General features: G+C 69.6%; 27 protein-coding genes. 15 read left to right on the forward strand and 12 right to left on the reverse strand.

What is annotated here, in order from left to right; genetic code table 11:
- The first annotated feature begins 15 nt into the window (after positions 1-15).
- From ASC76_RS11325 to ASC76_RS11345, 5 genes are all read left to right on the forward strand, one after another.
- Complete coding sequence (locus tag ASC76_RS11325; protein ID WP_056465527.1) at positions 16-693, forward strand: TetR/AcrR family transcriptional regulator; 678 nt, start codon at positions 16-18, stop codon at positions 691-693.
- 2 nt (positions 694-695) lie between these two features.
- Positions 696-1,472, forward strand: a complete 777-nt coding sequence (locus ASC76_RS11330; RefSeq protein ID WP_056465529.1) for a hypothetical protein — start codon at positions 696-698, stop codon at positions 1,470-1,472.
- A 44-nt stretch (positions 1,473-1,516) separates the two neighbouring features.
- Positions 1,517-2,197: a hypothetical protein gene (locus ASC76_RS26445; RefSeq protein ID WP_305815755.1), complete on the forward strand. Its 681-nt coding sequence runs from the start codon at positions 1,517-1,519 to the stop codon at positions 2,195-2,197.
- A 104-nt stretch (positions 2,198-2,301) separates the two neighbouring features.
- Positions 2,302-3,816 carry a hypothetical protein gene (locus ASC76_RS11340; RefSeq protein WP_056465530.1) on the forward strand — a complete coding sequence of 505 codons (1,515 nt, stop codon included), beginning with the start codon at positions 2,302-2,304 and terminating at the stop codon, positions 3,814-3,816.
- Positions 3,813-4,367, forward strand: coding sequence for a hypothetical protein (locus tag ASC76_RS11345; protein WP_056465531.1), 555 nt, complete (start codon positions 3,813-3,815; stop codon positions 4,365-4,367). Before ASC76_RS11340 ends, ASC76_RS11345 begins: the two co-directional genes overlap by 4 nt.
- Positions 4,368-4,370: 3 nt before the next feature.
- On the opposite strand, the gene ASC76_RS11350 is transcribed toward ASC76_RS11345, so the two are convergent.
- Positions 4,371-5,816, reverse strand: coding sequence for a wax ester/triacylglycerol synthase family O-acyltransferase (locus ASC76_RS11350; protein ID WP_056465533.1), 1,446 nt, complete (start codon positions 5,814-5,816; stop codon positions 4,371-4,373).
- Positions 5,817-5,912: 96 nt separating this feature from the next.
- On the opposite strand from ASC76_RS11350, the gene ASC76_RS11355 reads away from it, so the two are divergent.
- Positions 5,913-6,167 (forward strand): acyl-CoA-binding protein, encoded by a 255-nt coding sequence (locus ASC76_RS11355; RefSeq protein ID WP_056465535.1) that lies wholly within the window; start codon positions 5,913-5,915, stop codon positions 6,165-6,167.
- 6 nt (positions 6,168-6,173) lie between these two features.
- Here ASC76_RS11355 and ASC76_RS11360 read toward each other — a convergent pair whose 3' ends face one another.
- The 3 genes from ASC76_RS11360 to ASC76_RS11370 are packed head-to-tail and all read right to left on the reverse strand — an operon-like array spanning position 6,174 to position 9,664.
- Positions 6,174-6,509, reverse strand: coding sequence for a polyhydroxyalkanoic acid system family protein (locus ASC76_RS11360; RefSeq protein ID WP_056465537.1), 336 nt, complete (start codon positions 6,507-6,509; stop codon positions 6,174-6,176).
- 12 nt (positions 6,510-6,521) lie between these two features.
- On the reverse strand, positions 6,522-7,589 hold the full coding sequence (locus ASC76_RS11365) for an aminopeptidase (RefSeq protein WP_056467308.1): 1,068 nt from the start codon (positions 7,587-7,589) through the stop codon (positions 6,522-6,524).
- 23 nt (positions 7,590-7,612) lie between these two features.
- A complete protein-coding gene (locus ASC76_RS11370) occupies positions 7,613-9,664 on the reverse strand; it encodes a molybdopterin-dependent oxidoreductase (protein ID WP_056465539.1) in 2,052 nt (683 codons plus the stop codon).
- 163 nt (positions 9,665-9,827) lie between these two features.
- Here ASC76_RS11370 and ASC76_RS11375 point away from each other — a divergent pair, with 163 nt between their 5' ends.
- The 4 genes from ASC76_RS11375 (at position 9,828) to ASC76_RS11390 (ending at position 13,598) form a co-directional block, all read left to right on the forward strand.
- A complete protein-coding gene (locus ASC76_RS11375; RefSeq protein WP_056465541.1) occupies positions 9,828-10,952 on the forward strand; it encodes an ABC transporter substrate-binding protein in 1,125 nt (374 codons plus the stop codon).
- A 105-nt stretch (positions 10,953-11,057) separates the two neighbouring features.
- Positions 11,058-12,251 carry a M20 aminoacylase family protein gene (locus ASC76_RS11380; protein ID WP_056465543.1) on the forward strand — a complete coding sequence of 398 codons (1,194 nt, stop codon included), beginning with the start codon at positions 11,058-11,060 and terminating at the stop codon, positions 12,249-12,251.
- Entirely contained in the window at positions 12,251-13,342 is a 1,092-nt protein-coding gene (locus tag ASC76_RS11385; protein WP_056465546.1) for a M14 family metallopeptidase, read from the forward strand. The genes ASC76_RS11380 and ASC76_RS11385 overlap by 1 nt, the downstream gene beginning before the upstream one ends.
- Positions 13,343-13,352: 10 nt before the next feature.
- The gene (locus tag ASC76_RS11390) at positions 13,353-13,598 is read left to right on the forward strand and encodes a DUF1272 domain-containing protein (RefSeq protein WP_056465548.1); all 246 of its coding nucleotides are present in this window, start codon (positions 13,353-13,355) and stop codon (positions 13,596-13,598) included.
- Between the two features lie 6 nt (positions 13,599-13,604).
- Here the strand turns inward: ASC76_RS11390 and ASC76_RS11395 are convergent, their stop codons facing one another.
- From ASC76_RS11395 to ASC76_RS11410, 4 genes are all read right to left on the reverse strand, one after another.
- Positions 13,605-14,207 (reverse strand): glutathione S-transferase family protein, encoded by a 603-nt coding sequence (locus ASC76_RS11395; protein ID WP_056465550.1) that lies wholly within the window; start codon positions 14,205-14,207, stop codon positions 13,605-13,607.
- Between the two features lie 52 nt (positions 14,208-14,259).
- Positions 14,260-15,891, reverse strand: coding sequence for a glucose-6-phosphate isomerase (gene pgi, locus ASC76_RS11400; protein WP_056465552.1), 1,632 nt, complete (start codon positions 15,889-15,891; stop codon positions 14,260-14,262).
- Positions 15,888-16,847, reverse strand: coding sequence for a transaldolase (gene tal / locus ASC76_RS11405; RefSeq protein ID WP_056465554.1), 960 nt, complete (start codon positions 16,845-16,847; stop codon positions 15,888-15,890). The genes pgi and tal overlap by 4 nt, the downstream gene beginning before the upstream one ends.
- Before the next feature lie 142 nt (positions 16,848-16,989).
- A complete protein-coding gene (locus ASC76_RS11410; RefSeq protein WP_056465556.1) occupies positions 16,990-17,862 on the reverse strand; it encodes a hypothetical protein in 873 nt (290 codons plus the stop codon).
- Between the two features lie 89 nt (positions 17,863-17,951).
- Here ASC76_RS11410 and zwf point away from each other — a divergent pair, with 89 nt between their 5' ends.
- Positions 17,952-19,397, forward strand: coding sequence for a glucose-6-phosphate dehydrogenase (gene zwf, locus ASC76_RS11415; RefSeq protein ID WP_056465559.1), 1,446 nt, complete (start codon positions 17,952-17,954; stop codon positions 19,395-19,397).
- A gap of 8 nt (positions 19,398-19,405) precedes the next feature.
- Positions 19,406-20,278, forward strand: coding sequence for a MurR/RpiR family transcriptional regulator (locus ASC76_RS11420; protein ID WP_082549053.1), 873 nt, complete (start codon positions 19,406-19,408; stop codon positions 20,276-20,278).
- Between the two features lie 15 nt (positions 20,279-20,293).
- On the opposite strand, the gene ASC76_RS11425 is transcribed toward ASC76_RS11420, so the two are convergent.
- The 4 genes from ASC76_RS11425 to ASC76_RS25730 all read right to left on the reverse strand — a co-directional run bounded on the left by ASC76_RS11425 (position 20,294) and on the right by ASC76_RS25730 (position 21,999).
- Entirely contained in the window at positions 20,294-20,800 is a 507-nt protein-coding gene (locus ASC76_RS11425; RefSeq protein ID WP_056465563.1) for a hypothetical protein, read from the reverse strand.
- Between the two features lie 51 nt (positions 20,801-20,851).
- Positions 20,852-21,049, reverse strand: coding sequence for a hypothetical protein (locus ASC76_RS11430; RefSeq protein WP_056465565.1), 198 nt, complete (start codon positions 21,047-21,049; stop codon positions 20,852-20,854).
- A 135-nt stretch (positions 21,050-21,184) separates the two neighbouring features.
- The gene (locus ASC76_RS25725; RefSeq protein ID WP_056465569.1) at positions 21,185-21,514 is read right to left on the reverse strand and encodes a DUF2442 domain-containing protein; all 330 of its coding nucleotides are present in this window, start codon (positions 21,512-21,514) and stop codon (positions 21,185-21,187) included.
- A 158-nt stretch (positions 21,515-21,672) separates the two neighbouring features.
- The gene (locus ASC76_RS25730) at positions 21,673-21,999 is read right to left on the reverse strand and encodes a hypothetical protein (RefSeq protein ID WP_056465571.1); all 327 of its coding nucleotides are present in this window, start codon (positions 21,997-21,999) and stop codon (positions 21,673-21,675) included.
- Positions 22,000-22,104: 105 nt separating this feature from the next.
- Here ASC76_RS25730 and ASC76_RS11445 point away from each other — a divergent pair, with 105 nt between their 5' ends.
- The 3 genes from ASC76_RS11445 to ASC76_RS11455 are packed head-to-tail and all read left to right on the forward strand — an operon-like array spanning position 22,105 to position 26,188.
- The gene (locus ASC76_RS11445; RefSeq protein WP_056465574.1) at positions 22,105-24,336 is read left to right on the forward strand and encodes a helicase-related protein; all 2,232 of its coding nucleotides are present in this window, start codon (positions 22,105-22,107) and stop codon (positions 24,334-24,336) included.
- 41 nt (positions 24,337-24,377) lie between these two features.
- Complete coding sequence (locus ASC76_RS11450) at positions 24,378-25,103, forward strand: ribonuclease activity regulator RraA (protein ID WP_056465576.1); 726 nt, start codon at positions 24,378-24,380, stop codon at positions 25,101-25,103.
- Positions 25,100-26,188, forward strand: coding sequence for a malate/lactate/ureidoglycolate dehydrogenase (locus ASC76_RS11455; RefSeq protein WP_256364451.1), 1,089 nt, complete (start codon positions 25,100-25,102; stop codon positions 26,186-26,188). Before ASC76_RS11450 ends, ASC76_RS11455 begins: the two co-directional genes overlap by 4 nt.
- Positions 26,189-26,243: the final 55 nt, after the last annotated feature.

Below are 26,243 nucleotides of genomic sequence, written 5' to 3' on the forward strand. Positions count from 1 at the left end.
CTCGCCCACCGCCCCATGCCCACGCCCCCCAAGGAACCGCGCAAGCCGCCCCGCCGCACGGCCGAACGCATCCTCGAGGTGACGCTGGCGCTGTTCAACCGCTTCGGCGAGCCCAACGTGTCGACCACGCTGATCTCGGCCGAGCTCGGCATCAGCCCCGGCAACCTCTACTACCACTACCCGGCGAAGGACGAGCTGATCAACAGCCTGTTCGACCGCTACGAGCGCGGCCTGACCGAGCTGATGCGGGCCGCCGAGGACGTGCGCAACGTCGAGGATGCCTGGCTGTTCTTCCACATGCTGTTCGAGCTGATCTGGGCCTACCGGTTTCTGTACCGCGACCTCAACGATCTGCTGTCGAAGAACCGGCGGCTCGAGACGCACTTCCAGTTCGTGCTCAAGAACAAAGGCAAGGCGGTGCAGCAGGTGCTCGACGGCCTGGCCCGCAGCAACGCGATGCGGATCGACATCCGCGATGTCGAGCCGGTGGCCACCGCGATGGTGGTCGTGCTCACCTACTGGCTGAGCTACGAGTACGTGCGCGACCCGCGCAATGCGCTCGAGCCCGAGAGCGCCGGCGCCGCACTGCTGCGCGGCGCCTTCCACGTGCTCAGCCTGCTCTCGCCCTACCTCGAACCGGACCAGCGCGCGCACCTGCACACGCTGGTCGGCAACTACCGCAAAGGAGACTGACCATGGCCACCAAATGGACCGCGTTCCCGCACGACAGCGCCGACTACGCCTACGACGCCGCCGCCCTCAAGAAGAACTGGGCGCGCCTGCACGCCGGTGACGCGGAGCCGCTCCCGAGCGACGCGAAGGTGCTCGCGGCCTGGGCGCTGTTCCACGCCGGGGAGTTCCAGAAGGCGACCGAGGCGGGGCTCAAGGCCGGCGGCGCAGGCGTGACGGTCGCGAACAAGGCGCAGGCGATCTACGCCAACTACCTCGAAAAGAGCGAGAAGGCCAAGCTCGCGCTGTTCATGGAAGTGGCGGAGCGCGCCGAGGCCCAGATCGGCACCGATCCGAAGAACGCCAACGCCTACTACCTGATGGCGTATGCGCTCGGTCGCTACAGCCAGGGCATCAGCATCGCGAAGGCGCTGGCACAGGGCCTGGGCAGCAAGGTCAAGAGCGCGCTCGAGACCGCGATCAAGCTCGCCCCCAAGCACGCCGACGCGCACATCGCGCTCGGCGCCTTCCATGCCGAAGTGATCGACAAGGTCGGCTCGCTGCTCGGCCGCACCCAGGGCGCCAGCAAGGACGCCGGCCTGTCGATGTTCAAGACCGCGCTGAAGCTGAACCCGACCTCCGCGATCGCGATGGTCGAGTACGCCAACGGCCTGGTGATGCTCGAGGGCGACAAGAAGATGAAGGAAGCGACCAAGCTCTACGAGGACGCCGCCGCCGTGACGCCGCTGGACGCGATGGAGCGGCTGGACGTGGAGATGGCGAAGGCGGAACTGGAGGACTAATCCGCGCCGGTTCGGGGAATCAGCGCCGCGGGCGCCACCCATACTTGCGCAATGTCTTCTGGGAATTCTCGATGATCAAGCGGTTGCTTCGCCGCCTGGCCCTGCGGCATGGGCGCTTCAAGTCGCTTTACCTGCGGATCTGCAAGCCCGACTCGCGCGAGTATTGCGAGTACCTCCGCCTGTATGGCGGCCTTCACGCGGTGGGCAACAACGTCCGCATCAACCGCGGCGTGACATTCACCGATCCGGCCTACGTGACGATCGGGAGCAACGTCGTCCTGGCGGATTGCACGTTCATCGGTCACGACGGCGCCATCGAAGTGCTCTACGCCGCCTACGGCGAGAGTGTGGAAGCCGTCGGCAAGATCACGGTCAAGGACAACGTGTTCATCGGCCACGGCGCGCTGATCATGCGGGGCGTGACCATCGGGCCCGACGCGATCGTCGGCGCCGGCGCCGTGGTGGTGCGCGACGTGCCGCCCGGCAGCATCGTCGGGGGCGTCCCCGCCCGACAGATCGGCAGCACCCGCGACTATTTGCGCAAGCTGTCCGAAGAGACGGACGCGCTGCCGTGGGGCGCGATGATCAAGCGACGCAAGGGCGGGTACGACGCCGCCATCGAGCCCGAACTGATGCGACAACGACTCGCCTATTTCTTCCCGGCCGATCCGCTGGCCCAGGGCGCAGCCGCGCCGCTTGAACTCGCAGCTTCTCCGCTCGTTTGAGGAAGCCTTCAGACACATGCCCCGATATGGTCGCGTGGCCCTCTCGCTGAGGGTCACCGGCCGGAATGCGCCGCCGGTTGTCGACATCAACCAGGGGATGTGTCATGACCACTCGATTCACCGGACTCAAGACCGCGCTCGCCAGTGCCACGCTGCTCGCGCTCGGCGCCTGCGGTGGCGGCAGCGACGACGCGCCGACCACCACCGCCCTCACCACAACCGTCATCGATGGCGCGATCGGCAACGCGCTGGTCTGCATCGACAAGAACACCAACAACTCGTGTGATGCGGACGAGACGCAGGGCCGCACCGACGCCGACGGCAAGGTGACGCTGGCGGTGCCGAACGCGGATGCCGGCCGCTGCCCGCTGGTCGCGATGGTCGGGACGGACGCGGTCGACAAGGACCACGGGTCGGTGACGATCGCCTACGTCATGTCCGCGCCGGCCGACCACGCCACGGTGGTGAGCCCGTTGACCACGCTGGTGCAGCAAACGATCGCCAGCAGCGGCACCGGCTCGGCCGACGCCGCCCGCGTCGTGCAAGAAGCGACCGGAATTCAAGGCTCGCTGTACGAGGACTACACCACGGCGCCCGCACCGACCGACGGCAGCCTGGCACCCGCCACGCTGGCGCGCATGGTGGTCGTCACGATGCAGCAGCAGGCCGCCGCGCTGGCACCCGCCCTCGGCACGACCGCGATCGACGGCGCGACGATCACGCAAGCCGACCTCGACAAGATCGTGCAGATGAAGCTGCTCGAACTGCTGCCCTCGATCGTCGGCGCGGCGGCGGACCCCGCCGTGCGCGCCGCCGCCTCGCCGGCGGACGCCGAGGCCGCGATCGCCGCCGCCGTCACTGCGCTGGTGGCGAGCGAGGGGCTGACCGCGGCGGGCGCCGTCACCGTCGTCGCGGTCAACAACCAGGCGCCGGCGCCGGCCGCGGCGGCATCGGCCGCAGCGTCGATGCAGCTGATGAGCCTGAATTACACGAGCGGCACGAGCTACGCGCTGCGGGTGCTGACAAGCACGGAGGCTCAGAGCGCGCCCGACGCGGACAACAAGGTGCGCTATGTCGACCGCCGTCAGCGCATGGTGGCGGGCCAGCTCGCCACCTGGAGCTCGGGCAGCGATCCCTGGCGCAACGCCGACCTGAACTGGAACGGCAGCGCCTGGACCAGCTGTCCGGTCAACTTCGAGAGCAAGTCGAGTGTCCGCGACAGTCTCGGCGCCAATACCTACAGCTACTGCGACCAACGCGAGACCGGCCGCAGCGTGCGCGTCAGCTTCGAGGTCGGCGGCAAGTCGATGGCCGAGGTCTACGCCCAGATCCGCGCGGCGGGCTACAGCAACCTCGAGATCACGGACACGGCGGCGCTCGGCAGTGCGGTCTTCCCGGCGGGCTCTTCGGTCTTCTACACCACCAACACCCCGGTGAGCGAGGCCATCTCGTACTACCCCTCCGGCACCGACAACCCGCCCGGTCTCGGCAACACCGTGATGCAGTACAGCGCGGAGGTGGCAGCGGGCGGCGATGCGACTGCCCAGCCGCCGGCACCGGCTGCAGGTCGCCCAACGCCTCGACGAACGGCCTGCCGGTCACGACCCTCGAAGCGATGATCGCCACCCGCGGCGGATCACCGTGCATCTATGCGCCGAGCAGCTTCGTCTACGGCGGCGTGACCTACACCAGCGACACGCCGAACGAGTGGTGGAGCAACAGCACGTTGAGCCTGGGCAAGCTCGGCACCGTGCCCGTGAACAGCGGCCCGGCTCCGGGCTTCTACACCGGCAACACCGTCGCAGCCACCGCGTTGCTGACCCAGCTCGGCGTCGCGGTGCCCGATCCGTCGACCCCGCTCGCGCTGACCGCCACCTCGTACCAGGGCACCTGGGACCTGCGCGAGCCCGGCACCGTGCCGAGCGCGACCAACGGCACGACGGTGTTCGTCAACGCCAACGGCAGCGTCTCGTGCCAGGACCGGGCGACCTCGCAGTTCGAGGCCTGCACGCTGACCTTCACCGACCTGGCGACCGGCGCGTTCAGCTACACGAACGGCACAGCCACCGCGACCGGCACCCTGGACTTCGCCACCGGCACGGCCAGCGGCACGTTCAACGACCCGAGCGCGACACCGGCGGCCGGCAGCTTCGTCGGCGGCCGCCGCTGACGCTCAGGCGGTCTCACCCCACGGCAGCATCATCGTGACGAGCAGGAGCTTCTCGAACTCCGGCTCGAACCGGTCGATGATCTGCTGGGGGTGCGGGCAGAGCTTCTTGTCGGTGATCAGCCCGAACTGGACGCCGCCGCCGTACGACAGGATCGACACGCCCACGCCGATGTCGCCCGACGCCGGCACCCAGAACATGGTCTGGCGCAGCGTGGCGCCGCAGAACTTCAGCGCCACCGCGGGGCCCGGCACGTTGGTCATCACCGCGGTGGCCTTCTTAGCGAACAGGCCGAGCAGCCCGTCCTGCACCGGCTTGACCAGCAAGCCCGCCACCGCGAGCACCGCGAACGCCAGCAGCGGCTGGTAGCTGTCCTTCAGCTGGTTCATGCGCGTGCGCACCGCGTAGACGCGCTCGATGGGGTTGTCGATGCCGATCGGCAACGTGAGCGGCGCCAGGCCGAAGCGGTTGCCGAGCTTCCAGGCCTGTTCGAGCGGGCGCAGGTTGACCGGCACCATCGCGCGGATCTCCTTGCCGGTGGGATCGTCGCCCTGCTCGCGCAGATACGCGCCGATCGCGCCGGCCACGCAGGCGAGCAGCACGTCGTTGATCGAGCAGTTGAGCGCCTTGCCGATCGCCTTGACCTGGTCGAGCGGCACCGGCTCGCCCCAGGCGACGATCTTCTGGCCGATCGGCTTGCCCTTCAGCAGCGTCGGCGAGTCGTCGGGCATCATCGCCATCGCGCCGACATCGCCGAGCACCTTCGCGCCGGTGCGCGCCATCTCGATCGAGCCGGCCAGCCCCTCCTGCGGGTTCGACAGCATTTCCATCGACTTGGCGACGCCGCCGCCGTACATGCCGATCGCCTTGGTCGCCAGATCGGTCAGCGGCTTCATCACCGCGTCGGCCAGCCAGTCGCCTTCGGACTCCGGCGGCGCGCGCTTCTTGCGCTTGGGCGGGTCCATGCCGCCGTCGGTGATCGACATCATCACCGAGATCAGCGCGATGCCGTCGCCGATGCAGTGGTGCACCCGCGCCACCAGCGCGCTGCCGCCCTCGTAGCCGTCGATCAGGTGGAACTGCCACAGCGGGTGGTCGGGGTCGAGCGGCGTGTTGGCCAGTTCGCCGACCAGCGCCTGCAGCGCCTCGCGCTCGCTCTGGCCGCGTGCGCGGTGCAGCTTCTGGTGCAGCACGTGGCGGGTCACGTCGAACGCGTCGTCGGTGACCCACATCGCGCCCATCGCGTCGGGCACCACCTTCTGGCGGAAGCGCTCGTACTTCAGCAGCTTGTCCTCGACGCGCTCGCAGAGCTGCGCGTGGGTGATGCCGGGCTGCAGCAGCCAGACGCCCACGATCATCATCAGGTTGACGTCGTTGTCCATCCGCAGCCAGGCGGTGTCCACGCGCGACATGCGCTGCGAGGTGCGCTTCTGCGGGTTGGGCTGCGGCATCGGGTTTCTCCTCGAAGTGTTCTTGTGGGACGCGCGAAGATGCTGGGTAACATCGCCTGCGTCAATGCACATTTTCACCCAGAGGAGCACCCCACCATGGCTGACCTGAAGTCGCAATTCGAGCAAGCCGTCAAGGATTCGAAGGCCCTGCCCGAGAAGCCCGACAACATGACGCTGCTGAAGATCTACGCGCTCTACAAGCAGGCCAGCAGCGGTGACGTGGACGGCAAGCGTCCCGGCTTTTCCGACATGGTAGGCCGCGCGAAGTGGGATGCGTGGAACGCGCTCAAGGGCCAGACCAGCGAGGCGGCGATGCAGGAGTACGTCGACCTGATCGAGTCGCTCAAATAGCCCTCTCTACTTCTTGGACGACTTGCCGGCCGCCTTCTTCGCGGCCGGTTTGCTTTTGGCGAGCAGCGCATCGAGGTTCTTCTCGATCTCGGACTCGATCGTCTTGCTGAACGCACCGAGCAGGAAGCCGAGTTTCGCGTCGAGCTGGAAGTGATCCGCCGCAACGATCAGTTCGCCCTTCACGCCGGAGCGCGTGAACTCCACCGTGTCGCTGGTCTCGCCTTCGAGAATCGTGCACGCCATGTCGAACTTCTTCTCCGCGTCCTCGGCCCATTGCAGCGCGACCTTGCGCGCCTTGGCCAGGCCGAGGGCGTGGTCGCGGTGGATGCGGATGTCGGGCATGGCGGGATCTCCTCAGGGCAATGCGTGGCGACGCTCGGCCAGCGGCAATGCCGCCAGGCGCCGAACCTCGGTGTAGAAGCGGTTGAAGTTGCGCCCCTCGCGTTCGAACAGGCGCTCGAAATTGGGCACCAGTCCGTTGTACGCGGCGAGCACGCCGAAGGCCGCATTGTTGGCCCGCGCGAACCAGCCGTCATACCCGGAATACCCGCCCCAGCGCTCGCGTTTGAGGGCCTCGTGCTCGGCGCGCAGGTCGCGCATGAGGGTCGCCTTGGCGCTGCGCTTGTCGGCTTCGCTGCCGGGGCCGTTGTACAGCGCGTCGAGCAGGTCGCGGTAGCGCATCGTTAGCGCCCGGAAGTCGCGGCGCTGGCTGTCGAAGCGCTCGTACTCCTCGCGGGCCTGCGGGCTCGCGTGCTCGGCAAGCCAACGCTGCGCGCCGATGCGCTCCACGGCGGTCGCGAACGATTCGTTGAACACCGTGTCGCCCTTCGCGTAGGCGATCTGGTGCGCGAGCTCATGGAAGATCAGGCGCGCCAGTTCGCCTTCCGGGTAGGCGATGAAGGTGTTCAGCAGCGGGTCCGCGAACATGTCCCCGGGCAGCAGGCCAAGCGTCGAATAGGCCGGGACGCCGTAGACGCTGGTCTCGAGTCCCGGATCCTGGGCTCGCAGGTCGTGCGCGAACGCATCCGCCGTGGCACGGTCGTAGTAGCCGCGGTAGCCGACGCAGCCGACGACCGGGAAGCACCAGGTCTGCAGACGCAGGCTCAGCTCGGGCGCGGCCACCACGTTCCAGACCGCGGCGCCGCGCTGCAGATCGGCATAGCGGCGGTAGCTCGCGTTGTCGGGTTCCTTCAGTTCGCTGACCGCGAAGTCGCGGATGCGCTGGCTCAGTTCGAGCCTCGCCTTCAGCGCCGGCGGCGTCTGCGCATCGGCCAGCCACTCGGGCACCGGCTTCGCGGCGCGCACCAGCGCGAGGTGGCCGCTGGCCGATTGCGCGTAGTAGCCGATCGTGCTGCAGCCGGAGGTCAGGCAGACGGTCCCCGCCGCCACCAGCGCGACGCCCAGGGCCGCGAGACTCGCCATCAGCAGCGCCAGCCGACCACGGGTCACGACACGGCATCGGCCGGCCGCACCTCGACCAGGCAGTCGTAGAAGCTGGGCGCGCGGCCGATGTCGGTGAGCTGCTGATGCGTCACCTCGTTGACGTTGCTGCCGCCGGCGCCGAGCTTGCGCCACCAGACACCCAGTCCGTTGACGACGCCGGGCCGCGCACGCGGGCTGATGCGGGCGCGGCACAGGTAGCGGCCGCGGTCGTTGAAGACCTGCACCATCGCGCCGTCGACGACTCCGCGGCCCTGCGCGTCGGCGGCGTGGATCTCGAGCAGCGGCTCGCCCTCGATGTCACGCAGGCTGGTGACGTTGACGAAGCTGGAATTCAGGAAGTTGCGCGCCGGCGGCGAGATCATCGCGAGCGGGAAGCGCCGCGCCAGGGCCGGCGCACTGAGCACCGCCTCGTAGTTGGGCACGTGGTCGGGCACGCCGTGCAGCTTGGAATCGACGATGCAGCGGCCGTCCGCGGTCGGGAAGTGGCCTTCGGCGAACGGCGCATCGGCGACCGGCAGCTTGAACCAGCCGTGCTCGCGCAGCGCATCGAAGTCCACCGGCGCATGGAACGCGGCGCGCGCCAGCGCCTCGTCGTCGTCGGCGAAGCACGGTTCGTCGAAGCCCATGCGCGCGGCCAGTTCGCGGAAGATCTGCGTGTTCGGTTTCGACTCGCCGACCGGCGCGATCGCCGGCTCGTTCAGCATCACCCAGGTGTGGCCGTAGCTGGTGTGCACGTCCAGGTGCTCGAGCTGGGTCGTGGCCGGCAGCACGTAGTCGGCCAGGTCGGCGGTGTCGGTCATGAAGTGCTCGAGCACCACGGTGAACAGGTCGTCGCGCGCGAAGCCGCGTACCACCTTCGGCGACTCGGGCGCCACCGCGACCGGGTTGCTGTTGTAGACGACGAGCGCCTCGATCTTCGGGCCGAAGTCGGCCGACGACTCGCGCAGCAGGTCGTCCCCGATGGTGCTCATGTTGATGGTGCGCACCGCGCGGCCGGCGAGCAGGTCGGGCCGCTGCAGCCCCGCGTCGTTGCGCACCGACCTGAACCAGCCCGAGCTGGAGAACAGCAGCCCGCCGGCGCGGTGCCGCCACGCCCCGGTCAGGCACGGCAGCAGCGCGACCAGCCGCGCCGCATTGCCGCCGCCACGCACCCGCTGCATGCCGTAGTTCAGGCGGATCGCGGCGGGGCGCGTCGTGCCGTAGTCGCGCGCCAGGCCGCGCACCTCGTCGGCCGTGATGCCGCAGACCTCGGCGACGCGCTCGGGCGGCCACTCCAGCGCGCGTTCGCGCAGCGCCGGCCAGCCGGCGACATCGACGTGCCGCGCGATGTAGTCATCGTCCAGCCAGTCGTTGACGATCAACTCGTGCATCAGCCCGAGCGCGAGCGCGCCGTCGGTGCCGGGCAGCAGTGCGATGTGCTGGTGGCACTTGTCGGCCGTCTCGGTGCGCCGCGGGTCGATGCAGATCAGCTTGGCGCCGGCCCGCTTGGCCGCCTGCGCGAAGGTCCAGAAGTGCAGGTTCGACGCGATCGAGTTGCTGCCCCAGATCAGGATCAGCCGGCTCTCGGCGAAGAACTCCAGGTGCATGCCGACCTTGCCGCCGTAGGTCGAGGCGAGCGCCTCGCCGCCGGCGCTTGAGCAGATCGTGCGGTCCAGAAGCGACGCGCCGAGGCGGTGGAAGAACCGGGCGGCGATGCTCTCGCCCTGCACGAGGCCCATCGTGCCGGCATAGCTGTAGGGCACGATGGCCTGGGGATCGCGCGCCGCGATCGTCCGCAGGCGTGCGGCGATGTCGGTCAGCGCCTCCTCCCAGCTCACCCGCTCGAATCGGCCCGACCCCTTGGGTCCGACCCGGCGCAGCGGATGCAGCACGCGCTCGGGGTGGTAGGTGCGCTCCGGATAGCGCGAGACCTTGGTGCACAGCGCGCCGTGGGTCGGCGGATGATCGGGATCGCCCTGCACCTTGATCGCCCGCCCGTCCTGGACCGTGACGCGGATCGCGCAGGTGTCCGGGCAGTCGTGCGGGCAGGCGGCGCGTACGGTGATCGTCTCCATGGAGGTGAACTATTGCACACGCCGGCCGCCGGTGTTCGTGTTCAAACGTCCACTGGACGGTGACTTAGTGCACGGCAATGCGTAAGCTGCGCCCACACTGGGACACACCAGACGGGCCCGGCCGGAAGGCCGCGAACGCCCTGGACACATCGTTGAGGATTCCATGAAACGTCGTGACGCCATCAAGTGGCTCGCGGGTTCGAGCGCCGCGTTGGCGCTGCCCGCCCTGGCCCAGAACAACCGCATCGTGCTCGGCCAGTCGGCCGCGTTCAGCGGCCCCGCCGCCCAGCTCGGCATCCAAATGAACATGGGTGCGAAGGTCTACTTCAACGCGCTCAACGCCGCCGGCGGCGTCAACGGCAGCACGATCGAGCTGCGCACGCTCGACGACGGCTACGAGCCCGACCGCTGCAAGGCCAACACCGAGAAGTTCATCCGCGACGACGTGTTCGGCCTGTTCGGCTACGTCGGCACGCCGACCTGCCTCGCGGCACTGCCGCTGGTCGTCGACGCGAAGGTGCCGTTCTTCGGCCCGTTCACCGGCGCCGAGGCGCTGCGCGACCCCTTCCACAGGACCGTGTTCCACCTGCGCGCCTCGTACTACGACGAGACCGCGCTGATCGTGAAGCAGCTCACCTCGCTCGGCCTGAAGAAGATCGCGGTCTTCTACCAGAACGACGCCTACGGCAAGGCCGGCCTGGAAGGCGTGACCCGCGCGCTGAAATCGCAGGACCTGGTGCCGGTCGCGCTCGGCACGGTCGAGCGCAACACCGTCAACGTCGCGCAGGCCGTCAAGGACATCACCGCGAAGATGCCCGACGCGGTCGTGCAGATCAGCGCCTACAAGTCCTGCGCCGCGTTCATCCGCGAGGCCCGCAAGGCCGGCTACGGCGGCACCTTCTTCAACGTCTCGTTCGTCGGCACCCAGGCACTGGCCGACGAGCTCGGCAAGGAGGGCCGCGGCATCATGGTCAGCCAGGTCATGCCGTTCCCGTTCTCGACGACGACCGGCATCGCGCGCGAGTACCTCGACGCCGTCGCGAAGGCCGGCGGCGACGCCCAGCCGAACTACTCCAGCATGGAAGGCTACCTGGCCGCCAAGGTGCTGACCGAGGGCTTCCGGCGCGCCGGCCGCAACCCGACGCGCGAATCGCTGGTCAGCGGGCTGGAGTCGATCCAGAACGTCAGCTTCGGCGGCTTCAGCGTCGAGTTCGGGCCGCGCGACCACGTCGCGTCGCGCTTCGTCGACCTGTCGATGCTGACCGAGGACGGCAAGGTCCGGCGCTAGCCGCAGGGGCCTTTGCGGGGCCGCCGGTCGCCCGGCCAGCCCGGCGCTAAACTGCCCGTTTTCCGGGCACGCGTGTCCGGGCACGTTGCATGCAAGGAGCCGCACATGCGCATGATCGAATCCATCCTCGCCGACGCGGCGTCCATCGCCGCGGTCCGCCGCGACATCCACGCCCACCCGGAGCTGTGCTTCCAGGAGCAGCGCACGTCCGACGTGATCGCCAAGCAGCTCACCGACTGGGGCATCCCGATCCACCGCGGCATGGGCACGACCGGCGTGGTCGCGATCCTGAAGAACGGCACCAGCGACCGCGCGGTCGGCCTGCGCGCCGACATCGACGCGCTGCCGATGACCGAGCACAACACCTTCGCACACGCCAGCCAGCACCCCGGCAAGATGCACGCCTGCGGGCATGACGGCCACACCGCGATGCTGCTGGCCGCCGCCAAGCACCTGAGCAAGCACCGCAACTACGACGGCACGGTCTACCTGATCTTCCAGCCGGCCGAGGAAGGCGGCGGCGGCGCGCGCGAGATGATCAAGGACGGCCTGTTCGAGAAGTTCCCGATGGAAGCGGTGTTCGGCGCCCACAACTGGCCCGGCATGGCGGTCGGCCAGTTCGCGCTGAAGAACGGCCCGTGCTTCGCGAGCAGCAACGAGTTCAAGATCACGATCCACGGCAAGGGCGCGCACGCCGCGATGCCGCACAACGGCGTCGACCCGGTGCCGGTGGCGTGCCAGCTGGTGCAGGCGTTCCAGACCATCATCACCCGCAACAAGCGGCCGATCGACGCCGGTGTGATCTCGGTGACGATGATCCACACCGGCGAGGCCACCAACGTGGTGCCCGACAGCTGCGAGATCCAGGGCACGGTGCGCACCTTCACGCTCGAGGTGCTCGACCTGATCGAGCGCCGCATGAAGGAGATCGCCGAGCACACCTGCGCGGCGTTCGACACCACCTGCGAGTTCGCCTTCAAGCGCAACTACCCGCCGACGATCAACCACCCCGCCGAGACCGAGTTCGCGCGCCAGGTGATGGGCGAGCTGGTCGGCGCCGACAACGTGCAGGAGTTCGAGCCGACGATGGGCGCCGAGGACTTCAGCTTCTTCCTGCTCGAGAAGCCCGGTTGCTACTTCCTGATCGGCAACGGCGACGGCAGCCACCGCGAAGGCGGCCACGGCATGGGCCCGTGCATGCTGCACAACCCCAGCTACGACTTCAACGACGAGCTGATCCCGCTCGGTGCGACCCTCTGGGTCAACCTGGCCGAGAAGTGGCTCAACACCGCACGCTGATGAGCCACGACGCCAGCGCGAACTTTTCGCAGAGCTATGCCGAGGCGCGGGCCAAGTTCCTGGCCGCCGCCGACGACGCTGGCCTCGACCCGCAGAGCCACCTGCACCCGCTGGTCGGCCGCGACGGCGAGCAGCTGGCGATGGACGTGGTCCGCGACGGCCCCGCCGACGCCGCCGCGCTGCTGATCGTCAGCAGCGCTTGCCACGGCGTCGAGGGCTTCTGCGGCTCGGGCGTCCAGACCGCGCTGCTGCGCGACCCGGCGTGGCGCGCCGCAGCGGCCGACGCCCGCGTGACGGTGCTCTACATCCATGCACTGAACCCGTACGGCTTCTCGTGGTGGCGGCGCACCACGCAGGAGAACGTCGACCTGAACCGCAACTTCCACGACTTCAGTCAGGCGCCGCTGCGCAACGACGCCTACGACGACCTGGCCGCGGCGATCGTGCCGGCCCACTGGCCGCCGAGCGAACAGAGCGATGCCCCGCTGCAGGCCTTCGCCGCGGCGCACGGCGCCGCCAAGTTGCAGGAGGCGATCACCAGCGGCCAGTACGCGCACCCCGAGGGCCTGTTCTACGGCGGGCGCAACCCGACCTGGAGCCACGTGACGCTGCGCCACGTGCTGCAGGAGCACGCCACGCGCTGCGCCCGCCTGGGCTGGATCGACCTGCACACCGGTCTCGGCCCGAGCGGCCACGGCGAGCGCATCTTCGCCTGCCGTGACGATGCCGCCGCGCTGCAGCGCGCCCGCGCCTGGTGGGGCGACGACGTCACCAGCATCTACGACGGCAGCTCGACCTCGGCGCCGCTGCAGGGGCTGATGTGGATGACGGCCTACCAGGAGTGCCCGCAGGCCGAGTACACCGGCATCGCGCTCGAGTACGGCACGCTGCCGATCGACCAGATGATCGGCGCGCTGCGCGCCGACCAGTGGGTCGAGAACCACCCGGAAGCGCCCGCCGCGCAACGCGCGCAGATCAAGCGCCAGACCCGCGACGCGTTCTACGTCGACACCGACGAATGGAAGCAGCGCATCGTCGAGCAGGCGTTCGATGCCGCCCACGGCGCGCTGCGCGGGCTCTCGGTGCGCTGAGGTCGCGTCAATGCTCGAGTTGCGTCCGAACTGCGAGTGCTGCGACCGCGACCTGCCGAACGACTCGGTCGAGGCGCGCATCTGCACCTTCGAGTGCACGTTCTGCAGCACCTGCGCCGACGAGAAGCTCGGCGGCATCTGCCCCAACTGCGGTGGCGAACTGCTGCGCCGCCCGCGCCGCCCGGCGACTGCGCTGCAGAAGCACCCGGCGTCGACACGGCGTGTCTTCAAGCCTGCCGGCTGCGGACGGGCCTGAGACCGGTCAGCCGAACGCCTTCGCCAGCTCCGCATCCTTGGCCCGCGCGCGGGCGACCGCCGGTCGCGAACCGACACGCTCGATGTACGCGGCGATCACCGGCAGCTCCGGCACCAGACCGAACATCGTGGTCCAGCGCAACGCCGTGCCCCACAGCACGTCGACCGCACTGAAGCGTTCGCCGAGCAGGTAGGTGCCCTTCTCCAGCTGGCCGACCAGCGTCGCCAACATCGTGTCGTAGTCGCCGTACGGTGCCAGCGACGGCGGCGGCGCGTGCTTCTGCGATCTGTCGATCAGCGCCGGCTCGAACGAGGACCCGTAGAACGCCATCCAGCGCAGGTACGGGCCGCGCAGCGGGTCACCGATCGGTGGTGCCAGGCCGGCCGCCGGGAAGAGGTCCGCCAGGTACAGGAAGACCGCCACCTGCTCGGTCACCAGCGCGTCGCCGTGCGTCACCGCCGGCACCTTGCCAAGCGGGTTGATTGCCAGGTAGGCCGGCGCGCGGTTTTCGCCGGCCTTCATGTTCATCACATGCAGGTCGTAGGGCGCACCGAGCTCCTCGAGCAGGATCAGCGCACCGGTCGAGCGCGTGTTGGGCGAGTGATGCAACGTGACGGCAGCGGTCGTGGCTCCAGTCCTCGGGTTCGTCTCGGGGGCGGTGTCAGGGCCGCAGCCGCTGCATCAACCCGGCGGTCGACGCATCCAGCCCGGCCGTGTCGCCGCTGGCCAGGCGCGGCAGCAGGTCGTTGCACAGCGCCTTGCCGAGTTCCACGCCCCACTGGTCGAAGCTGTTGATGCCCCACAGCGCGCCACTGACGAAGACGCGGTGCTCGTAGAGCGCGATCAGCGCGCCGAGCGAGCGCGGCGTCAGCTGGTCCAGCACGAGCGTCGTGCTCGGCCGGTTGCCGGGGAAGGTGCGGTGTTTGGCGAGCACGGCCGGATCGAGCGTTTTCGACGCGGTCGGCGCTTTCTCTGCCGCGGCGTCGGCCGTCGACTTGCCCTGCATCAGCGCCTGCGCCTGCGCCAGCCCGTTGGCGAGCAGCATCGCGTGCTGGCGCTCGAGCTGCTCGAGCAAAGGCGCGTGCAAGTCGCCGCCGATCGCGTGAGTGGCGCGCCGGACCAGGATGAACTCGACCGGGATCACGTCGGTGCCCTGGTGCAGCATCTGGAAGTAGGCGTGCTGGCCGTTCGTGCCCGGCTCGCCCCAGACGACCGGGCTGGTCGCGAACGGCAGCGGCGCGCCGTCGAGATCGACCCGCTTGCCGTTGCTCTCCATCTCGAGCTGCTGCAGGTAGGCCGGCAGGCGCTTCAGGCCCTGGTGGTACGGCGCCATGCAGCGGCTCGTGAAGCCGTGGAAGTTGCGGTACCAGACGTCGATCAGCCCGAGCAGCATCGGCAGGTTCTTCGCGGCCGGCGCGGTCGCGAAATGCGCGTCCATCGCGTGCGCGCCGGCCAGCAGCGCGCGGAAGTTGTCGGCGCCGATCGCCAGCGCGATCGGCAACCCGATCGCCGACCACAGCGAGTAGCGCCCGCCCACCCAATCCCAGAAGCCGAAGGTCGTCGTGATGCCGAAGGCCGCCGCCGCGGCGACGTTGGTCGTCGTCGCGCAGAAGTGCTTCGCGATGTCGGTGCCGCCGCTGGCCTCGAACCAGGCCTTCGCGGCGTGCGCGTTGGCCATCGTCTCCTGGGTCGTGAAGGTCTTGCTGGCGATGATGAACAGCGTCTGCGCCGGGTCGAGGCGGCGCAGCACCGGCACGATGTCGTGGCCGTCGACGTTCGAGACGAAGTGCAGCGTCAGTCCCGGGTGCGCAAAGGCGTCGAGCGCCGGCACGACCATCTGCGGCCCGAGGTCGCTGCCGCCGATGCCGATGTTGACGATGTGGCGGATGCCGCTGACAGCCGTGTCCCGCACGCTCTCGACATAGCTGAGCATCGCGTCGAGCACGCCGTGCACGTCGTCGCTGAACGGGCCCTTGCCGCGCGCCGCGCGCAGCGCGGTGTGCAGCACCGCCCGGCCCTCGGTGGTGTTGATCGGGTCGCCGCGCAGCATGGCATCGCGGCGCGCTTCGATCCGGCATTCCTTCGCCAGGTCGAGCAGGAAGTGCATCGTCGCGGTGTCGATGCGGTTCTTCGACAGGTCGGCGAACACCTCGGGCGCCTCGACGCCCATCGACGCGAACCGGCCCGGATCGCGCGCGAACGCCTCGCGGATGTCGAAGTCGCGCCCGTGCGCCTCGAAGTGGCCGGCCAGCGCCGCCCACGCTTCGGTCTGATCGCAACGCGGGTCCATCATTTCCCCCCTCCGAGCGCCTCGATCATCTTGTCGAGCTTGCCGGCATCGACCGCGAACGCGCGGATGCCCTCGGCGAGCTTCTCGGTCGCCATCGCGTCGTCGTTCAGCGCGAAGCGGAAGCTGGCTTCGTTGTAGGTCACCGCGTGGATCGGCACCAGCTTGGCCACCTCGGCATCGAGCATGCGCGGCAACGGCGCCTCGCTCGCCTGCAGTTCGCCGAGCAGTTCGGGGCTGATCGTCAGCAGGTCGCAGCCGGCCAGCGCCTGGATCTGACCGACGTTGCGGAAGCTCGCGCCCATCACCTCGGTCTCGATACCGAACTTCTTGTAGTACGTGAAGATCTGCGCGACCGACTTGACACCCGGGTCGTTCGCGCCGGCGTTGTCGGCCTCGATCCACTTGGCACCGGCGTTCTTCTTGTGCCAGTCGTAGATGCGGCCGACGAACGGCGAGATCAGCTGCGCGCTCGCCTCGCCGCACGCCACCGCCTGGCAGAACGCGAACAGCAGCGTCATGTTGCAGCGGATGCCCTCGTGCTGCAGGATGCGCGCGGCCTGGATGCCCTCCCAGGTCGACGCAAGCTTGATCAGGATGCGCTCGCGCGCGACGCCCGACTCCTCGTACATCGCGATCAGCCGGTGCGCCTTCGCGACGCTGGCCGCGGTGTCGAAGCTCAGGCGCGCGTCGACCTCGGTCGAGACCCGCCCCGGCACGATCTTCAGGATCTCCAGGCCGAAGCGCACCAGCACCTCGTCGACGATCGCCTCGAGCGGCTTGCCGCGGTGCGCCTCCACCGTCTCCTTCAGCAGCGGGGCGTAGTCGGGCTTCTGCACCGCCTTGAGGATCAGCGACGGGTTGGTCGTCGCGTCGCGCGGTGCGTACTGCGCGAGCTGCTTGAAATCGCCGCTGTCGGCGACGACGGTCGTGAACTGCTTGAGCTGGTCGAGTTGGTTCATGGTGGCGCAGACAAGGGCGGAAGCGATGTTCGATTAGAACGCCTGCCGCGCGTTCCGGTGGCGCGTCGATGCAGCTTGTTTACCGAAAGTAACCAGCCTGCCGCGCGCCTGTCTGTGCGCGAATGCGCCGCGCAAACCCGTATCAGGCAGCGAGCTTGTCGAGGCTCGGCGCGCACCAGGACTTGTCGGATTCGTCGAGTTCGGCAAAGGCCTCGCGCGCCCGCGCCAGCGCCTGCGCATGCCCGGTCGCATTGCCGGCGGCGCGCTCGACCAGGCCGAGCGCCTCCCAGCCGAAGAAGCGCTCCATCGCCGCGCCGCCGTTCGCATCGATGATCTCGAGGCAGGCCTGCGCATGCTCGCGGGCGCGCGCCGGGTCGCCGGCCTGCAGCCAGGTGTTGGCGAGGCGGTACTCGGCGCGTTCGGTCTCCAGCCAGGTGCCGGCGATGGCCCAGTCCCGGCGTGTGGTCTGCGCCGCGAGAATCATCAGATCGCGTTCGGCAGCGCTTCGATCGGGCTTCTCTTCGAGCGTGCAGGCGATGTTGTTGCCCGTGACGGCGAGCGCCCGGTGCGTCGGATCGCCGGCTGGAAGTTCCTCGCGCTGCGCCAAGTCGAGCGCGTCGCGAAGCCAGCCGCCAGCGCGCAAGGCGTCGCGGCTGGCCACGGTGGATGCCGCCAGCGCGAGTACCCGGGCGCGGTCAGATGGCGTGAACGCGTCGAGCCCCACGGGCTGTCCGCCCGCCAGGTGCAGGCTCGCCATGAACCGCCGCGCAGCCTGGCCGCTCGGGCCGTCAGCGACGAATACCGGCGCGCCACACAAGCGCTCGATCAGTTCGATGCCCTGCGCCCACGAGTCGAGGTGCTCGCCGTGCAGGTGATGCGCCAGGTTCAGCAACTGGATCAGCTCGCCTTCGTCGGCCACGAGCGCGGCACCCTCTTCGAGTCGGTCGGCGACGCCTTGCGGCGCGTCGGCGTGCTCGTCCCATGCGCGGCCGATGAATGTCGAAAAATCCGTCACAGCGCGCCTGCGTTGACCTGCACAAGAAACATGGGCATGATAAACACTGAAACTAAGTTACATGCGCCCTCGGTGGCGCGCTCAATCGCATGTCATTCGACCTCGTTTTCTTCGGCGGCACCGGCGATCTGACCTGGCGCAAGCTGATGCCCGCGCTGTTCCAGGCCTTCCGCCACGGCAAGCTGCCGCCCGCAGGCCGCATTCTGGCCGTCGCGCGCGACGATCAGACCGACGAACAATACCGCGCCTGGCTCAGGACACGCTTCCAGGACGTCGAGTTGGCGAAGCGCCCCAGCGACGAGGAATTCGCCGCGTTCGCCGGCATGCTGCACTACCGCCGCCTCGACCTGTCGCAGCCCGATCACTACGTGCGGCTGAAGGAGTGGCTCGGCGAGCGCGATGCCGACACCGTGGTGCTGTACCTCGCGACCAGCCCGTACCTGTTCCCGCAGATCTGCGAGCAGCTCGGCGTTGTCGGTCTGAATGGCCCGAAGATCCGCGTCGTGCTCGAGAAACCGCTCGGCCACGACCTGGCCAGCGCGCAGGAGATCAACCGCGTCGTGCGCTCGGTGTTCAAGGAGGAGCAGGCGTTCCGCATCGACCACTACCTCGGCAAGCCGTCGGTGCAGAACCTGATGGCGCTGCGCTTCGGCAACGTGCTGTTCGAGCCGCTGTGGCGGCGCGAGAGCATCGCCAACGTGCAGATCACGATCGCCGAGGATTTCGGCGTCGGCACCCGCGGCGACTTCTACGACAAGACCGGCGCGCTGCGCGACATGATCCAGAACCACGCGCTGCAGCTGCTGACGATGGTGGCGATGGAGCCGCCGAGCCGCAACGACGCCGATGCGATCCGCGACGAGAAGTTGAAGGTGCTGCGCTCGCTCAAGCCCTTCACCGACGAGAGCGTGGCGCGCGACGTGGTGCGCGGCCAGTACCGCGCCGGCAATGCCCAGGGCAAGAAAGCCGCCGGCTACCTCGAGGAGGCGAAGGTGCCGCCGGGCAGCGCAACCGAGACCTTCGTCGCGATCCGCACCGAGGTGCAGAACTGGCGCTGGGCATCGGTGCCGTTCTACCTGCGCACCGGCAAGCGGCTCGCGTCGCGCGAGGCGCAGATCGTCGTGAACTTCCGCGCCACGCCGCACAATATCTTCCCGGGCGTCAACCAGCCGAACAAGCTGGTGATCAACCTGCAGCCCGAAGACGGGCTGGAGCTGCACCTGCTGGCTGCCAAGGGCACCGGCCAGCACGAGAACCTGTCGCCGGTGTCGCTGGACCTGGACTTCGACAAGGCCTTCGCCGAGAACCGGGTCGGCGCGTACGAACGGCTGCTTCTCGAGGCGATCGCCGGGCGCCTGAACCTGTTCGTCCGCAGTGACGAGCAGGAGCAGGCCTGGCGCTGGGTCGAGCCGGTGCTGAACGCCTGGGAGCGCGACACGACCGGCCCGCGCCCGTACGCCGCCGGCACCTGGGGCCCGGCCGCCGCGAGCGCGCTCGTCGCCCGCGACGGCTACGCCTGGTCCGAAGAGCAGTAGGAACGACGATGCTGGACCGCATCCGCGCCTCGATCCCCGCGCTGCCCCCGGCCGAGCAGCGCGTCGCCAAGCTCGTGCTCGCCGACCCGCGCGCATTCGCGAGCCTGCCGGTGGTCGACCTGGCCGAACGCTCGCATGTGAGCAAACCGACCGTGGTGCGCTTCTGCCGCAGCGTCGGCTACGACGGGCTGACCGACTTCAAGCGCAAGCTCGCCGGCGTCGTCAACGAGGGCGTGCCGTTCGTGCACCGCTCGGTGGACGAGGACGACAAGAGCAGCGACATCGTCGTCAAGGTGATCGACAACGCGGTCAGCGCATTCCTCAAGTACCGCAACGACGCCGCCACCGGTGCGTTCGAGCGGGCGATCGCCGCGCTCACCGAAGCGGGCCGCCACGGACGGCGGATCGAGTTCTACGGCGTTGGCAACTCCGGCATCGTGGCGCAGGACGCACAGCACAAGTTCTTCCGCCTCGGCGTGCGCGCCACCGCGGTCAGCGACGGCCACGTGCAGGTCATGAGCGCGACGATGCTCGCACCTGGCGATTGCGCGGTGATCATCAGCAACTCCGGCCACAGCCGCGACCTGCTCGACGCGGCGGAGATCGCGCGCAAGAAGGGTGCGACGCTGATCGTCATCACCGCGAGCGGCTCGCCGCTGGCGCAGGTGGCGCTGACCGGCAACCACATCCTGCTGGCGGTGGACCACCCCGAGGACTACGACCGCTACAGCCCGATGGTGTCGCGCCTGCTGCACCTGATGGTGATCGACATCCTGACCACCGCGGTGGCGCTGCGCCTGCCGGGCGAACTGCGACCGATGCTGCAGGAGATCAAGAAGAACCTGCGCGCCAAGCGCTACACGCGCGCCGATGCCGATTGACCGGGCGTGCCGCGCTCAGCGCGGTGCCTCGGTCACGAGGATCTCGACCAGTTCGGTCTGCGTCCCGCCCGTCGCCTGGATCCGCGCCGCCGCGATGCCCTGACCGATCAGGTGATCGCGTGCGCTCGCGGCGCGCTCGCGCGCGAGCGCGGGACCGCGCACCTCCGGGTCGGCGGGCGCCGCGACGCGAAACCGGGACGGCGCGAGCCGCTGGCTCTTCGCGAGCCGGTCGAGCACCGCGGCGAGCGGCGGCTTGACCTGTGCAGCCCCGGCGTCGAAGCTGAAGCGCCGCGGGATCGTCGCGCGCAGGCTGCCGTCCTGCTGCAGCGAGAACACGACCGGCGTGCCGCGAAACAACTCGGCCAGGCGCAACTGCTCGGTGACCAGCGGCCCCGCGCGCGGCGGTGCGGCCGGCGCAGGCAAGCCCGAGGGCACAGGTGCGACCGGCACCGGGGCAGGGCGCGTCCCGCACGCGCCCAGGATCGCGAGCAGCGGGAACGTCAGAACCAGGGCGCGTCGCATGCCGGCGATTAGAGCCTGACGGCGACGACCCGGGTTACGCCGTGTAGCGCCTCACTTCCGATCCGGATCGATGCCCTTGATCGCCCCGGAATCCTGCGGCTCGATCGGCAGCACTTCGACCACCTTGGCGTCGGTCTGCGCATCCTTGAAGTTCTCGGGCTGTTCAGCGCTAGCGTCCTTCTCGGATTCGCGCAACGCCTCGCGTTGCGGATCGGTGCTCTCGCGTTCGCGTGAGTCGGGTCGGTTCATGGGTGTCTCCGGGAGTGGTCACCCAGTGGACGCTCACCGGTGCGCCAGCGCGAGTCGCGGGCAGCGCGTTTGCGCGTCGGAGTCGTCCGACAGCGGGGCCGCGTCGCAGGCCGCGAGGCGGCGCGCAGATGCCCGCTAGGCGACGCCGACGGCCGGCGCGCCGACGAGCCGCGGCGTCGCCGCCTGGCGCACGAGCTGGCGGCTGTTGATCAGCCCCTCGACCGCCCGGGTGCCCAGGCCGAGTTCCGGCCAAGCCAGCCCATGGCCGCCATCGACGAGCACCCAGCCGAGGCGCTGCTCGAAGCTGGCACGCAGCAGCGGCGGGTAGCGGTGGAGGTCCAGGTCGAACGCCCGGCGGTTGGCCAGCGCGATGCGCACCGAACCGGCGTCGAACGTGATGCCCGAGATCCGGAGGTCATCCGTCGGGCGTGCGGGTGGAGCGATGGGGCGGGACAACTGCAGCATGGGACGACGCAAAGGCGGAGATCGGAGCCCAGCATCCACGCGGCGCGGCCGCCGTGACGGCAGCCGGGGCGTCAAATCCCGAGAAGCGTGAATTCTTCCGCCGGCGTGGCCCTGTACGCCGCAGTGCGCGGAACGATGCACACCCGTCGATGTGACGTTCAGGCGCCCTGCGCGGCGCGCGCGAGGACCTGACGCGCCGCCTTCTCCGATTCGATCGACGCCTCCAGCGACGAGCGCGACAGGCCCGACTGGGCGTAGTGCATGTTCTCGTACACCTCGGCGGCAGCCGGGTGCGCGCCGAGGATCGCCTGCAGCGCCTGGTCCGGCATCTCCTGCGCCAGCACGACGCTCAACTGGCGGACCAGCGTCCGGTACTGCTCGGCACCGATCGCGGGTGCGTTGTGCTCCACGCGTTCCAGGAGGCGCGCGAGCGCGATGACGGTCTCGAGGCGGTTCTTCAGTGTTTCGATCTGTGCGGCGGACATCGTGGGGGCTCCAGCAACGGGTTCGGCGGTGCGAACCCATGCTCCCCAACTCGGGGCGGCCGGGCCGAGTTCAAGGCCAATCGGAAGTCCACGACAATCGAGGCAATGCCCACGCACACTGCTCCGACCGCCGCCCTGCCCTCGCTTCCGAACCCGCGCCACGCCCCCCGGCTGCCGGCCTACCTCGACAAGGCCCAGTTCAACCGCATCCGCCAGGCCGCCTACACGCTGCCGCAGGTGGTCAAGCCGGGCGACTACATCGACGACCGCCAGGCGGGGTTCGAGGAGCACCTCGACAAGCTCGGCTTCGTGCTGCTGCAGAAGCCGGTAGCCGGTGCGCGCCCGAGCCGCTGGATCGAGCCGGGCCTGATCGACACCGCGCTCGCGCACCTCGACGCCGTCGGCACCGGCCCCGATGTGCGGCCGCTGATGCTGGAGCGCGGCACCGCGCTGCAGGCGCTCGGCGTCGCGCGCCGCGCCGGCGAATGGACCCGGCTGATCAGCCACGCGCTGCAACTGTCGCCGCCGGGTTGGCGCGTGCCGGTGCTGTTCCGCGTGCCGGTGGATGCCGACGCGGTCTGGGCGTTCTACCGCAGCGGCGACAAGGCCGCGCTGCTCGCGGCCCTCGGCAAGCCGCCGGCGTATCCGGACGCCGCCGAGCTGGTCGCGCACCTGGAAACGCTGATCGCGCGCAGCCAGTCTCATCAACCCGGTCACCTCGAGGCACTGCTGCCGCGGCTGCAGGCGGAGTGTTCGACGCCCCAGCCGCTGGCCGACCTGAAAGCCGCGTGCAACCGCGCCCAGGAACGCTGGGAGCACCAGGTCACCGAGCTGCAGACGCTCGAGGGCCTCAACACCGAGTTGGCGTTCCAGGGCTACCCGGACACGTTCCAGAAGGCGCGCCAGCTGCAGCGCCGGGTCACGCTGTATGTCGGCCCGCCGAACAGCGGCAAGACCCACGCCGCGTTCGAGCGCCTCGCGCAGGCGCTGGACGGCGCGTACCTCGCGCCGCTGCGCCTGCTGGCGCTCGAAGGACGTGACCGGCTGGTCGGCCGCGGCGTGCCCACGTCGCTATTGACCGGCGAGGAGAACGTGCCGGCCGACGGCGCGCGCGTCGTCTCGAGCACGATCGAGATGGTCGCGACCAACAAGCCGATCGACGTGGCGGTGATCGACGAGGCGCAGATGATCTTCGACCCGTCGCGCGGCTGGGCCTGGACGCAGGCGATCGTCGCGGTGCCGGCGCGCGAGGTGATCATCATCTGCTCGGCCTATGCCGTGCCGGCGATCGAGAACCTGCTCGGCCTGTGCGGCGAGCGTTGCGAGGTCAGGCACTTCGAGCGCAAGCAGCACGTCCAGCTGCTGGCGGCGCCAGTGCCGATCGCCTCGCTGAAGCTTGGCGATGCGGTCGTGGCGTTCAGCCGCCGCGACGTGCTGACCCTTCGCGACCAGATCGCCGCCGGCGGCCACCCGGTCTCGGTGATCTACGGCGCGCTGCCGCCGGAGGTGCGGCGGCGCGAGGCCGAGCGCTTCGCGACCGGCGAATCGCACATCCTGGTCGCGACCGACGCCATCGGCATGGGCCTGAACCTGCCGATCCGGCGCGTCCTGTTCAGCACGATGACCAAGTTCGACGGCCAGGCCGACCGGCCGCTGAGCGAGTCCGAGGTCCACCAGATCGCCGGCCGCGCCGGCCGCTACGGCATGCACGAGGAAGGCTTCGCCGGCGTGCTGAAGGAAGCCGAGCCGCAGGCCGCGCGCCAGCTCAAGGAACTGCTGCACAAGACGCCGATGGCGCCGGACGACTTCAAGGCGCCGGTCGCACCGAACGGCTGGCATGTCGACACGATCTCGTCGCGCCTGCACAAGACGAAACTGCGCGAGGTGCTGGACGTGTTCATGCAGCAGCTCAAGCTCGACGACGCGCACTTCGCGGTCGCCGAACTCGAGCAGATGCTCGAGCTGGCCGAGCAGCTCGACCGCGTCGCGCCGACGTTGACGCTGAAGGAGCGCTTCGTGTACGCGCAGGCGCCGGTCGACACCCGCACCGAGTCGCAGGTGCAGGCCTACCTCGATTGGGCCGCCAGCCACGCGCTGACCGGTCGCGCCGGCTCGCCGTGGTTCCTCGACGAGGTCGACGGCCACAGTCGGCTCGAACGCATGGAACAGGCGCTGCGCGCCTGCACGCTGTGGCTGTGGCTCGACCTGCGTTTCCCCGGCGTCTACGGCCACCTCGAGGCCGTGATCGCGCTGCGCAGCAGCCTGAACGACGGGATCGAACGGCAGCTGAAAGGCAAGCGCCCGCTCGCGATGGTGCGACGCAACGGCCGGCGCTAGATGGCCACGGCAGAATCGGGCCTCATCACAGGAGGATCTCGATGGGCCCTGAACCGCTGCCTCTCCATCCCGCCGCGATCGACGCGCTGCAACGCATCGCCACCGCGACGATCACCACCGTGCTGCTGAAGAGGGGCCTGCGCAACGTCTGGCTGCGCGGCACCCGCCCGCTCGCGCCGGGGCAACCACGGATCGCCGGACGCGCCTTCACGCTGCGCTTCGTGCCGGCCCGCGAGGACCTGGCGACGCCTGCCTCGTGGGCCTCCCCGATCTCGACCCGCGCCGCGATCGAGGCGATGCCGGCCGGCTGCGTCGCGGTGGTCGGCGCGATGGGCGTCACCGACGCCGGCATCTTCGGCGACATCCTGTGTGCGCGGATGCAAAGGCGCGGCGTCGCGGCGCTGGTCAGCGACGGCGTCGTGCGCGACCTGGCCGGCGTGCTCGGCACCGGCCTGCCGGTGTGGTGCCAGGGCACCGCTGCACCCGCGTCGGTGACCGGCCTGACCTTCGTCGGCTGGCAGGAGGCCATCGATTGCGGTGGGGTCGCGGTGTTCCCGAACGACGTGATCGTGGTCGACGCCGACGGCGCGGTGCTGATCCCCGCGGCCCTGCTCGACGACGTGATCGCCGCCGCGGTCGAGCAGGAGCGGCTCGAGGGCTGGATCATGGGCCAGGTCGAGGCCGGCGTCCCGCTGCCGGGCCTGTACCCGCCGAACGACGAGAACCAGGCGCGCTACCGTGCGTGGGCGACGGAGCACGCATCGTGACGGCCGCCGTGCACACGATCGCGGTCGAACCGCTGCGCGCCGCGGTGCGCGAGCTGATGCTCGGCTTCGGCAGCGCGCCGGCCGAGATCGAGCTGGTCACCGACAACCTGATCCAGGCCAACCTGACCGGGCACGATTCGCACGGCATCGGCATGCTGCCGCGCTACGCGAACGCCTTCCTCGAAGGCGGGCTCGTGCCGAATGCGCACGTGCAGACCCGGCTCGACTGCGGCACGCTGCTCGCTCTCGACGGCCGCGCCGGGTTCGGCCAGGTGATCGGCCACGAGGCGATGGCGCTCGGCATCGCGCGTGCCCGGGAACACGGCAGCTGCATCGTCGCGCTGGCGAATTCGCACCACCTGTGCCGCATCGGGGCGTGGGCGGAGATGGCGGTCGAAGCCGGCCTGGTCTCGGTGCATTTCGTCAACGTGATCTCGCGGCCGATCGTCGCGCCCTGGGGCGGACGCGATGCGCGCTTCGGCACCAATCCGTTCGCGGTCGGCATCCCGGTCGCGGGCCGCGACCCGGTGATCCTCGACCTGGCCACGAGCGTGGTCGCGCAGGGCAAGACCCGGGTCGCGCACAACAAGGGCGAGGCGCTGGCGCCGGGTCAGCTTCTCGACAACGAAGGCAATCCGACGACCGACCCGCGCTACGGCGTGATCGAACCGCTCGGCGCGCTGCGCACCTTCGGCGAGCACAAGGGCTTCGGCCTGGCCCTGGTGTGCGAGCTGCTGGGCGGTGCACTGGCCGGCGGGCTGGCCGTGCACGGCCCCACGGACGGCAAGCAACGGGTGCTGAACGGCATGCTGACGATCCTGTTCGATCCGGCCCGCCTCGGCGAAAGCGCGGTCTACGGGCCCGAGATGCAGGCCTTCCTGGACTGGGTGGTCGAGTCGCCCGCGCAGGCGGGCACCGACCGCGTCCGCGTCGCCGGCGAACCCGAGCGTGAGACCCGCGCGAAGCGGCTCGCCCACGGCATCCCGGTCGACGCCACGACCTGGGGCGAGCTGCTGGCCGCGGCCGGCAAGCTCGGCCGCGATCCGGCACTGGTCAACCGTCTGGCGGGCGTGGCGACGGGGTGATCGCTGCCGGGCGCTTGCCCGGAATGGGACGCTTCGACAGCGTCGCGTCCTACGG

It is taken from the genome of Rhizobacter sp. Root404, from assembly GCF_001425865.1.
GTDB lineage: Bacteria > Pseudomonadota > Gammaproteobacteria > Burkholderiales > Burkholderiaceae_C > LMDS01.

What these genes read in the sequence shown, in the direction of transcription:
- ASC76_RS11325 (WP_056465527.1), top strand. Translation starts at nt 16, where the DNA reads ATGCCCACGCCCCCCAAGGAACCGCGCAAGCCGCCCCGCCGCACGGCC.
- ASC76_RS11330 (WP_056465529.1), top strand. Translation starts at nt 696, where the DNA reads ATGGCCACCAAATGGACCGCGTTCCCGCACGACAGCGCCGACTACGCC.
- ASC76_RS11340 (WP_056465530.1), top strand. Translation starts at nt 2,302, where the DNA reads ATGACCACTCGATTCACCGGACTCAAGACCGCGCTCGCCAGTGCCACG.
- ASC76_RS11345 (WP_056465531.1), top strand. Translation starts at nt 3,813, where the DNA reads ATGATCGCCACCCGCGGCGGATCACCGTGCATCTATGCGCCGAGCAGC.
- ASC76_RS11350 (WP_056465533.1), bottom strand. Translation starts at nt 5,816, where the DNA reads ATGCCGCAGCCCAACCCGCAGAAGCGCACCTCGCAGCGCATGTCGCGC.
- ASC76_RS11355 (WP_056465535.1), top strand. Translation starts at nt 5,913, where the DNA reads ATGGCTGACCTGAAGTCGCAATTCGAGCAAGCCGTCAAGGATTCGAAG.
- ASC76_RS11360 (WP_056465537.1), bottom strand. Translation starts at nt 6,509, where the DNA reads ATGCCCGACATCCGCATCCACCGCGACCACGCCCTCGGCCTGGCCAAG.
- ASC76_RS11365 (WP_056467308.1), bottom strand. Translation starts at nt 7,589, where the DNA reads ATGGCGAGTCTCGCGGCCCTGGGCGTCGCGCTGGTGGCGGCGGGGACC.
- ASC76_RS11370 (WP_056465539.1), bottom strand. Translation starts at nt 9,664, where the DNA reads ATGGAGACGATCACCGTACGCGCCGCCTGCCCGCACGACTGCCCGGAC.
- ASC76_RS11375 (WP_056465541.1), top strand. Translation starts at nt 9,828, where the DNA reads ATGAAACGTCGTGACGCCATCAAGTGGCTCGCGGGTTCGAGCGCCGCG.
- ASC76_RS11380 (WP_056465543.1), top strand. Translation starts at nt 11,058, where the DNA reads ATGCGCATGATCGAATCCATCCTCGCCGACGCGGCGTCCATCGCCGCG.
- ASC76_RS11385 (WP_056465546.1), top strand. Translation starts at nt 12,251, where the DNA reads ATGAGCCACGACGCCAGCGCGAACTTTTCGCAGAGCTATGCCGAGGCG.
- ASC76_RS11390 (WP_056465548.1), top strand. Translation starts at nt 13,353, where the DNA reads ATGCTCGAGTTGCGTCCGAACTGCGAGTGCTGCGACCGCGACCTGCCG.
- pgi (WP_056465552.1), bottom strand. Translation starts at nt 15,891, where the DNA reads ATGATGGACCCGCGTTGCGATCAGACCGAAGCGTGGGCGGCGCTGGCC.
- tal (WP_056465554.1), bottom strand. Translation starts at nt 16,847, where the DNA reads ATGAACCAACTCGACCAGCTCAAGCAGTTCACGACCGTCGTCGCCGAC.
- zwf (WP_056465559.1), top strand. Translation starts at nt 17,952, where the DNA reads ATGTCATTCGACCTCGTTTTCTTCGGCGGCACCGGCGATCTGACCTGG.
- ASC76_RS11420 (WP_082549053.1), top strand. Translation starts at nt 19,406, where the DNA reads ATGCTGGACCGCATCCGCGCCTCGATCCCCGCGCTGCCCCCGGCCGAG.
- ASC76_RS11425 (WP_056465563.1), bottom strand. Translation starts at nt 20,800, where the DNA reads ATGCGACGCGCCCTGGTTCTGACGTTCCCGCTGCTCGCGATCCTGGGC.
- ASC76_RS11430 (WP_056465565.1), bottom strand. Translation starts at nt 21,049, where the DNA reads ATGAACCGACCCGACTCACGCGAACGCGAGAGCACCGATCCGCAACGC.
- ASC76_RS25725 (WP_056465569.1), bottom strand. Translation starts at nt 21,514, where the DNA reads ATGCTGCAGTTGTCCCGCCCCATCGCTCCACCCGCACGCCCGACGGAT.
- ASC76_RS25730 (WP_056465571.1), bottom strand. Translation starts at nt 21,999, where the DNA reads ATGTCCGCCGCACAGATCGAAACACTGAAGAACCGCCTCGAGACCGTC.
- ASC76_RS11445 (WP_056465574.1), top strand. Translation starts at nt 22,105, where the DNA reads ATGCCCACGCACACTGCTCCGACCGCCGCCCTGCCCTCGCTTCCGAAC.
- ASC76_RS11450 (WP_056465576.1), top strand. Translation starts at nt 24,378, where the DNA reads ATGGGCCCTGAACCGCTGCCTCTCCATCCCGCCGCGATCGACGCGCTG.